Below are 8,069 nucleotides of genomic sequence, written 5' to 3'. Positions count from 1 at the left end.
TCTCCCATATTTCATAATCGGCAGGATCCTTTTTGCTTACTGCTTTTCTCAGCATTTTACACAGTGTCTTGTCCTTGAACGACATTGAATCCATATCCCATGCACCACGGCAATAAAAATCGGAATATCAGATAGTTTATCCTTCATATTATGACTTCTGATCTGCTTAAAAGCATCTTTGTCATATGGGGACGCACAGCAGAAAAACACGATTTCTCCTCTAAATTCCAGTTTATCTGTTAAACCCTCTGAAAACGCTGTATTTTCAAGGCATTTCGCCTATCTTGTGTTCCAACCTTATGTATTTTCCCTTGTTTTTGCCCTTACGAGCCGAAACAAGGGAAAGTTTTTTACTCTCCGCCGACCACCTTATCCAGCAGTCTTGCGGAAGTACGCTTCGCTTCCCTTGTAGCGTGAGCGTAAATATTCATTGTGGTACTGACATCGGCATGTCCGAGAAGCTCCTGCACATCCTTCGGCGCTGCCCCGTTTGAGAGCAGATTGCTCGTGAATGTGTGACGAAGTTGGTGGAAATGAAAGCCCTCCAAGCCCTCGACCTTTCTGCTTGCCGTCCTGCACATAATCCCTACCGTACTCGGTGATTCGTATGCGCCGTCAGGTCTGAGGCAGACAAAGGATATTTCCTTGTACCCCTCTGGGATTTCATCTGTCCTCGGCAGGCTGTAAACCTCGTAGTAAGTACGGTCTTTTTCCTTCACCTCGGTGTAGTAGTTGAGGTGGTAAAGCCCGCCATACTGGAGGCGGTTTTTGTGCTGTTCGGTTTTCGCCGCTTTGAGGATCACCGCCAGCGTGTCGCAGAAGTCCACGGTACGGACTTTCTTCCGTTTGGTCGCTCCTATCTCGGTTTTATGCCTTGCCCCGTTGTAGCGCATACTGCGGCGCACCGTAAGGTACTGCTTGTCAAGGTTGACATCCTGCCAAGTCAAGCCGCAGACTTCGCCGATGCGAAGCCCCGTGTAGTAGGCAATCTGAATGGGCAGTAAAGCGGGGTTATCTTTCTTTTTCAGAAATTCCTCCAGCTTCAGATATTGCTCATGGCTGAGCGTGGGTGTGGAATCGGTATTGCCGTCCTCGTCCGAAAACAGGTCATAGTCCTCTTTTTTGCCCCGCCATACCACATACTGCATCGGGTTGAAGGTAATCAGCCGTTTGGGGAATACCGCAAAGTGGAACGCTCCTTGCAGGACTGCCGAGAACAAACGCAGATACCCTTTGCTAAGTGCCTTTGCCGTTGTACCGTCGGGATTTGTCCCGCCGAAGCTGAGAAAATCCATATACGCCTGCAAATGGTCGGCGGTGACGGTTTTCAGCTTTCGGCTGCCGATAGGGTGCTGCTTGATACGGTTTACCGTACCCTGATATGCCATTACCGTACCGTTGCTGAGACTGCCGGGCTTTAGTTCTTCCTCCACCCACATATCCAGCAGCATTCCCACCGTGGCGTTTTCAGACTTTGCAACGAATTTCTTTTCCTCGTAGTCCTCCATCGCCTTGCGGAGCAGGGCTTCCGTTTCGGATTTGCTTTCTGTTCCCACGAATTCACGCTGTACCAGATTGCCGCTTTCATCTTCGATATAGAAGCGGTAGTACCACTTTTTGCCTTTCTTTCTTACAGAACCTTTTGCCATAGATAAAAACTCCTTTCTATCCGTGGCAATCGGGACTGTGACATATGGTGTGCGTAAAGTAAAGAATGTCACTTTTGCCGGTTGGTTTCAATCGGCATATTTTTTTGTCAAGGTGCCACGGAATTTTCTTTTTCGGCAAGCCTGTTTTCGGCTTCCGTCACTATCCCGAAGAGGTCGCCCATAGATACTTTGGTGCGTCCCTCATCGTAGATATGTAAAATTCCGTCTAAAAAACGCTTCATATCTTCGATAGGTATTTCCATTTCTTTGCGGTAGACCCGTTCTTCGATTGCGCCCACCTCAATCGCATACCGCATAATCGACTGCTTCAAGCCCTCGTCCTCCGCCACACGGTCAACCTCCGCCATAGCGTTGGCAAAGTAGTGGCACAGCACCGAGTACAGGTCAATCATCTTGCCGAGGAAGGTGGTAAGAAGCTGCTGGTGCGGCTCTCCGCTGACCGTGGAGGAAACCGTATCAAGGTACTTTTTGATATGCTCCTCAATGTCCTTTTGGCAGAGCGTGCGGGCATCATATTCCTTTTCCTCGGAAAGCCCTGTCAGCCATTCGGGAGTGGTAAGCAGCGCATCGGCAAGACCGTTGATAATCATAGTACGCTTCGGGTCAACGCCGTCTGCTTCATACCGCTGAATGGTGGATTTGTTTACGCCGATACGCTTTCCAAGCTCAGGCATGGTAAGGTTTAGTTCTGTTCGGCGCTCTTTTACCCGTTCACCGACTTGTTTTGCGGTGAATTCAATTTCTTTTTTCAAGGTTTCCACCTCCTGACGAGTATCATTATAGCACATCAAAATGCAGATTGCAACCCTGAAACGGGATAAATATTAAAAAAAATTCCTAAACAGTTGCAAAACAGGTTGACACGAGATTGCAAAATAAGTATAATTAGGATTGTACAGTTGCAAAACAAGTATTTCAAAAGGAGGATGAGATAATGAACGCAGTTAAAATAGGTATGACCATCGAGGAAGCCGCCGAATGTACGGGTATCGGCAGGAACACCATGCGGAAATTGGTGGACTGGGGCAAGCTGCCTGTCTTAAAGGTAGGGCGCAAGACCATTATCCGAAGGGACACGCTGGAGCGTTTTATGACGGTCAATCAAGGCAGAAATCTTCTCAATCAGAATGATGTCCGCCGAGTAGATTGACCGTTCTTAAAGCCCTCGGCGTTTGAGAGCGAAATACACCCCTCGCACAAATCTGTCGATTTGTACTCAGGGTATTTCGCCCCTGCGGGGAGCTACCGTATCAACGCTTGCAGGAAATCCCTGCCGCTTTTGATACGGCGCTGTTCCGTCAGCAAAGCCGCCGAAACAGCAGCAACCGTCAAGACGGTTGCAAAATGAGAACGGTATATTTTAAAGAAAGGTTGGATTATGGCAAGACACAGCTTCATACAGATGTCGAAGCTGCCTAATGTCAAAGGACGAATATCGTATATCACCAGCCACGCAAGACAGGAAAATCTGTACGCCACTTACCGCACCGCCGACAATGCCTTTTGGAATAATCTCGCAAGGGAGAGCCGGCAGGAGTTCCAGCGCAGCGGCGCAGAGGGGAAATGTATTGAGGCAAGGGAGCTGATTATCGCCCTGCCCGAAGTTTACACGCAGTACGAGCCGCAGCAGGTGCTTGAGGATTTTACAGATGAGTTCCGCAGGCGGTACGGCGTGGAATGTGTGTCGGCATTGCACCACAATAAGCGCAAGACCAATTACCACATTCATCTGATTTTCAGCGAAAGGAAGCTGCTTCCTGAGCCTGATGTGAAGATTGCCACAAGAAGCGTATTCTTTGACGAAACAGGCAAGCGGGTACGCACCAAGAAGGAAATCACAGGTGAGGACGGGCAGATAAGAAAAGGCTGTACCATTATCAAAAAGGGAGAGGTTTACGAAAGCCATCTGTTCACCGTAAAGGATGACCGCTTCAAGAGAGAGCCTTTTCTTCGGGAGGTAAAAGAGGATTATACAAACCTTATCAATCTCCATATTGAAAACCCTGAACAGCACCTGAAGGTATTTGACAAAAACAGCGTGTACCTGCCGACAAAGAAAATAGGCAAGAACAATCCCAAAGCCGAAGAGATTGCAGCCGACAACGCTACAAGGCAGGAATGGAACAGGACAGCGGACATGGCACTTGTATCGGGGATTGAGGAGGCTAAAATACTGGAAATCAAACAAACCGAGATACACGACAAGGTTAGCCAATCCATTAAAAGCGAGGGCTGGCTGCCGAATCTGTTCCGCCGTATCGTGAACAAGGCGAAGGACATTTTACAAAACCTTATCCGTGAATACGGGATACCGCCGAAGCCCACGCTGGATATTGATATGACAGAGTTCTGCACCATGCGGAATCTAATGATACGGGTGCAGGATGAGGCAAGAGGGATTAGGAATTTGCAGGACAACATTCTGCCCAAGCTGAAAACACAGCTTGCAGAAACAACAGGGATTTTCAAGGGCAAGGAGCGCAAAGCCCTTACCGAGCAGATACAGCAGACGGAGCAAGAAATTGACCGCAGGCTGGATAAGCTCCCCGATATTCTCAGGGAGGACGGTTATCCCGATGTGCAGGCATTCATGGCGACCTATCGGGAGGCGGAAGCCGTTGTGGAACAATACAACCGTGACCTTGCCGAATGGGAGCGTCAGGTGAAACAAAAGAGCAGACCGCCAAGACCGCCCGAAAAGGAGAGCGTCCGAAACAGGCTCAGACAGTTGCAGGAGCAGGGCAGACAGCAAAAGCCACGAAAGAAATCCTTTGACAGAGGCAGCCGATAGGCGAAGAAAAACCGCCGCTATGGTTTTACCCATACACGGCGGCATACATATAGAGATTAGTTTTCCTGTTTCTTTATAACGGTTACTTTCAAGTTCTCTGCTTCTATCAGCGTTTCCTGCTTGCACTTCGGGCAGTAGAGAGGATAGTTTTTCAAGACCGTATCATATCTTGTTCTGTCACGGGTTTTGTTGCCACAAACAGGACATAATATCCATTCGGCTTGTTTCTGCATACACTCACCAATCCTTACGGTATTTCGTCAATTAACGTTACCGTCCATTTTCCATCTAACTGTTCAATATCCCAACGTGAATATGCTTCTCCGTTACCAGAAATGAGAGTATCATCCTTATCGTAATAATCGGCTGAATATTTCACCCAGATATATCCCTTCCCATTTTCCTGTTTGGTGGTTACAAGTTCTATCGAAACATCTGCCCGAACCGCCTTATCATCAAAGAAATAGTATCTTTCTAACGCACCGCAGTCCTCTTTATTCGTACCGTCTCCTGACCCGCAGTAAGACATAATATCCTTTGCTTCTGCTATGAGGTCATTTGCGACCTTTAGCTGTGTTTCATCGGTACACTCGATTTCCATTTCATCGACCTTTTCCTGACCATAATGCTTCACAAGTGTCGAAACGCCTTTACCGCCGCAGGCGGAGAGACTGATTACCATCGTCAAGAATAGAATAGCACATAAGAATTTTTTCATAGTTGACCTCCGTTTTTAGCAGCGTTACGCTTGCTTTTTAATTTAATCCAATCCTTTGCAATGCTCTCATTGCGGTTTACTGATAGGATAATTCCAACAAGTGCCATATCGTAAATAATGAACATTCCTCCTGTTACAACGAAGGGGACGCACATAAAGAAGTTCGGAAGAACCCCAATGTCGGATAAGGCAGTGAAAACAATTCGTAAAATATAAATCAACAGCACGGTATTGGTTAGAAGTTTGCCAACCTCTGTATCCTGCTTTTTTGAAGTCCTGTAAAGGATAGCAAACAATATCCCGAATACAAACAGCAAAAATATAAGTGAAAATTTTCCGTATTCGTACAGGAGCAGGGTGATTGGGTGGTCATAGAAGTAGCTCATTACCTTCACATCAACAGGCATTCCGCTTTTTCCAATTAACTCCGCTTCACGAAACACCGAAAAGAAATCGAGCTGTTGTAAATATCCTGTATTTTCCTGCAAGCGAAAAAGATGATAAAAGCGGCTTAACAGGTACACTCCGATAATAAGAAAAATCAGCATACAAGCCACACCGAAGATATTAACACGATTCCATTTCAGCCATTTTAATTTTAACCCGCAGCAAAAGATGAATAGCTCGCAAGCCAACAGCAACACAAAAACTGGAAACGCTTGATTTATTAACGCTAAAGTCAGCGGAAAAATAGCATATAGCCAGTAATGTATGATTTTTGTCTCGCTTTCACTGTTCTTTTCATAAAACAGGATTCCGACCAAAACAATCGGATAGCATAGCAGCAGGTAGAACAGAAAACCGTATCCAAGCGGTGCAAATCCGTTCCATAATTCATAGAGTAGCCCGAAGATTGCCGCCAGTGAGAGCAGTCCGTATAACGCTCTTGGAAAGCGAATTAAGACAGTGTAATCAATAAAATACAAAAAAGCAGCAACACAAACTCCAAGCACAATACCGATTATCTTTGGTACGGTCAGGGATATTGAGGTTAGCATAGCAGAGATTAGAATACCACTCAGCAGCAACACGCCTGCTATGAGCAGCAACAGCCAATTCACTTTCGGGCGGTGGACAATATCAAGCTCTGTCCCAACTACATCTGCATCGCCCATTTCTTCAATGGCTTTTCTCATTGCTTCTTTCTGATTCAGACCGTTTTCCCGCAAAGCATCGTATTGGTCGTTTATGTGGTCAGAAAGCTCTCTTGTTGCCACAACCTTTGCTCTGCTCCAACGAATGTATCTTTGAACATCCTTGATATATTCTTCGGGAGAATTATATTCCTGCAAGCAAAACACCCCCCGACAAAACCTTATTGACTGCGGCAGAGTAGCTTTCCCACTCAGACAGCCGCACCACAAGAAATCTTTTCCCTTCATCTGTAATCCTGTAATATTTTCTTGTTTTCCCCGCAACAGTTTCTCCGTCATAGGACACAAGATACTGCTTTTGCTCTAAGAGATGGAGCAGAGGATATAATGTTCCTGCTTTCAATTCAAAAGTATGGTCGGATTGCTTCGCAAGTTCTTCTATCATCTGATACCCATACATATCTTGTTTTTCAAGCAGCTTCAAAATCAGCATATCTGTATTCCCTGAAATCAGAGATTTATCAATTGCCATATATGTCCCTCCTTGTATCGACAGTCTACATATCGATTATATATAGATTGCCGATATAAGTCAAGAGGCAACAGACAACATTCATAAAAAGTTTGCTTTTGGATTGCCAAACCCTATGTTTTCAGCATAATCTCTCTACTGTAGCGCTTTTAACCCACAAATGCCTTGTGTTAAGCCATATTCTCGTCATAAAATACGAGGGGTAAGGCATTTACACCTTTACCCCTCGCTTTGCGTTACCGCCAGTCTGCTATGCGAAGATGATTTCTTTATTCACAATCTCCATCGCACAAGCCCGTATATTATTCATTCTCCTGACCCATTCTAAGGCGTTTTCCGCCTTTAATTGTTCCGTGATACCCTGTGCCTGCTTCATGCCATCTATGAGCCGTTCAAAGCGTTCCTGCGCCTGTTCGTTGATGCCGGAAAGATAAGTGTTGAGCTTACCGCTGGTCAGAAGTGTTGTGTAGGTTGCTTTTCTATGTTCTTTCAGGTAGCGTTTGTGCCGCTGTCCCCATATCCCGATAGGCTTTTCTTCTTCGGGTGGCAAGCTAAGGCACGGCAAATAGTATTCGCCTTGCAGTTCATACCAAAGACCGTTGTTTTCATCATAAATGTACTTGTCCATCTTGAAATCCTCCAGTATAATATATTCGCACATATGTCACAGTTTCCCGATTGCCACTTGTTTTTATAGCTTGTTATCAGATTTTTCTTCCCTTATTTTTGCCCTTATGAGGTGGCGAGGGAAGCATAAACGCAAGTGAAATCGTATAAAGGGATAAGGCGGACACATTGCGATAAATCCTTTGTTTTCAAGCGTTTTGGAGGATTTTATTAAAGCCCTATGAGGGGCAGTAACCACTTATGAAATCGTGGTTTTCAAATTCGGGTTTGCAAGTGGCTGGTGATCGGTATAACGTCTATCGGCGTAATCATTATGGCAGTAATTTTAACAATGTACTATTCTCATTATGTCCAAGTGGAGAGCAAAATAAATGATTTTAACCAGTCTATCGAACAACTCCAAGAGAGCCAAAGTGGAAAAACGGATAGCGGTAGTAATAGACAGCCTGAAAATAAAGACAAATACAAAACGGATTATGATACTGATACAAGGGAGCATAGCCGGTCAGACGGAGTAACATCATCAAGATCAAACGGTTATATAAACATTGAGGCGTTGAAAAAGGACAGCTTAGCATATAACGAAGCGCTCAAGCAGAATCAAAACATTAGGCTGACAGGTGACAACTATATTTTC

General features: G+C 45.5%; 10 protein-coding genes. 3 read left to right on the top strand and 7 right to left on the bottom strand.

Annotated elements, in window-relative coordinates:
• Positions 1–350 precede the first annotated feature (350 nt).
• Complete coding sequence (locus JKK62_RS08685) at positions 351–1,649, bottom strand: tyrosine-type recombinase/integrase (protein ID WP_201427572.1); 1,299 nt, start codon at positions 1,647–1,649, stop codon at positions 351–353.
• 107 nt (positions 1,650–1,756) lie between these two features.
• The gene (locus tag JKK62_RS08680) at positions 1,757–2,431 is read right to left on the bottom strand and encodes a helix-turn-helix domain-containing protein (RefSeq protein WP_366503240.1); all 675 of its coding nucleotides are present in this window, start codon (positions 2,429–2,431) and stop codon (positions 1,757–1,759) included.
• 173 nt (positions 2,432–2,604) lie between these two features.
• Here JKK62_RS08680 and JKK62_RS08675 point away from each other — a divergent pair, with 173 nt between their 5' ends.
• Both JKK62_RS08675 and JKK62_RS08670 read left to right on the top strand, forming a co-directional pair.
• Positions 2,605–2,820: a helix-turn-helix domain-containing protein gene (locus tag JKK62_RS08675; RefSeq protein WP_022445065.1), complete on the top strand. Its 216-nt coding sequence runs from the start codon at positions 2,605–2,607 to the stop codon at positions 2,818–2,820.
• A gap of 228 nt (positions 2,821–3,048) precedes the next feature.
• Positions 3,049–4,461, top strand: coding sequence for a MobA/MobL family protein (locus JKK62_RS08670; RefSeq protein ID WP_177308294.1), 1,413 nt, complete (start codon positions 3,049–3,051; stop codon positions 4,459–4,461).
• A 56-nt stretch (positions 4,462–4,517) separates the two neighbouring features.
• Here the strand turns inward: JKK62_RS08670 and JKK62_RS08665 are convergent, their stop codons facing one another.
• The 5 genes from JKK62_RS08665 to JKK62_RS08645 form a co-directional block, all read right to left on the bottom strand.
• Positions 4,518–4,694, bottom strand: a complete 177-nt coding sequence (locus JKK62_RS08665) for a cysteine-rich KTR domain-containing protein (RefSeq protein ID WP_022445063.1) — start codon at positions 4,692–4,694, stop codon at positions 4,518–4,520.
• A 14-nt stretch (positions 4,695–4,708) separates the two neighbouring features.
• Positions 4,709–5,179, bottom strand: coding sequence for an LptM family lipoprotein (locus JKK62_RS08660; protein WP_022402730.1), 471 nt, complete (start codon positions 5,177–5,179; stop codon positions 4,709–4,711).
• Positions 5,176–6,471, bottom strand: a complete 1,296-nt coding sequence (locus JKK62_RS08655; RefSeq protein WP_201427571.1) for a permease prefix domain 1-containing protein — start codon at positions 6,469–6,471, stop codon at positions 5,176–5,178. Before JKK62_RS08655 ends, JKK62_RS08660 begins: the two co-directional genes overlap by 4 nt.
• Positions 6,458–6,805, bottom strand: coding sequence for a PadR family transcriptional regulator (locus JKK62_RS08650; protein ID WP_177308292.1), 348 nt, complete (start codon positions 6,803–6,805; stop codon positions 6,458–6,460). The genes JKK62_RS08655 and JKK62_RS08650 overlap by 14 nt, the downstream gene beginning before the upstream one ends.
• Positions 6,806–7,055: 250 nt before the next feature.
• Entirely contained in the window at positions 7,056–7,433 is a 378-nt protein-coding gene (locus JKK62_RS08645) for a TnpV protein (RefSeq protein ID WP_022445061.1), read from the bottom strand.
• Positions 7,434–7,745: 312 nt separating this feature from the next.
• On the opposite strand from JKK62_RS08645, the gene JKK62_RS08640 reads away from it, so the two are divergent.
• On the top strand, positions 7,746–8,069 hold a 324-nt coding region (locus tag JKK62_RS08640), incomplete at its 3' end, for a hypothetical protein (RefSeq protein ID WP_201427570.1).

The sequence above is a fragment of the Ruminococcus difficilis genome, assembly GCF_016680995.1.
This window is presented reverse-complemented; position numbering and strand designations above follow the sequence as displayed.

Coding starts and splice junctions, on each gene's coding strand:
- JKK62_RS08685 (WP_201427572.1), bottom strand. CDS start 1,649: ATGGCAAAAGGTTCTGTAAGAAAGAAAGGCAAAAAGTGGTACTACCGC.
- JKK62_RS08675 (WP_022445065.1), top strand. CDS start 2,605: ATGAACGCAGTTAAAATAGGTATGACCATCGAGGAAGCCGCCGAATGT.
- JKK62_RS08670 (WP_177308294.1), top strand. CDS start 3,049: ATGGCAAGACACAGCTTCATACAGATGTCGAAGCTGCCTAATGTCAAA.
- JKK62_RS08665 (WP_022445063.1), bottom strand. CDS start 4,694: ATGCAGAAACAAGCCGAATGGATATTATGTCCTGTTTGTGGCAACAAA.
- JKK62_RS08660 (WP_022402730.1), bottom strand. CDS start 5,179: ATGAAAAAATTCTTATGTGCTATTCTATTCTTGACGATGGTAATCAGT.
- JKK62_RS08650 (WP_177308292.1), bottom strand. CDS start 6,805: ATGGCAATTGATAAATCTCTGATTTCAGGGAATACAGATATGCTGATT.
- JKK62_RS08645 (WP_022445061.1), bottom strand. CDS start 7,433: ATGGACAAGTACATTTATGATGAAAACAACGGTCTTTGGTATGAACTG.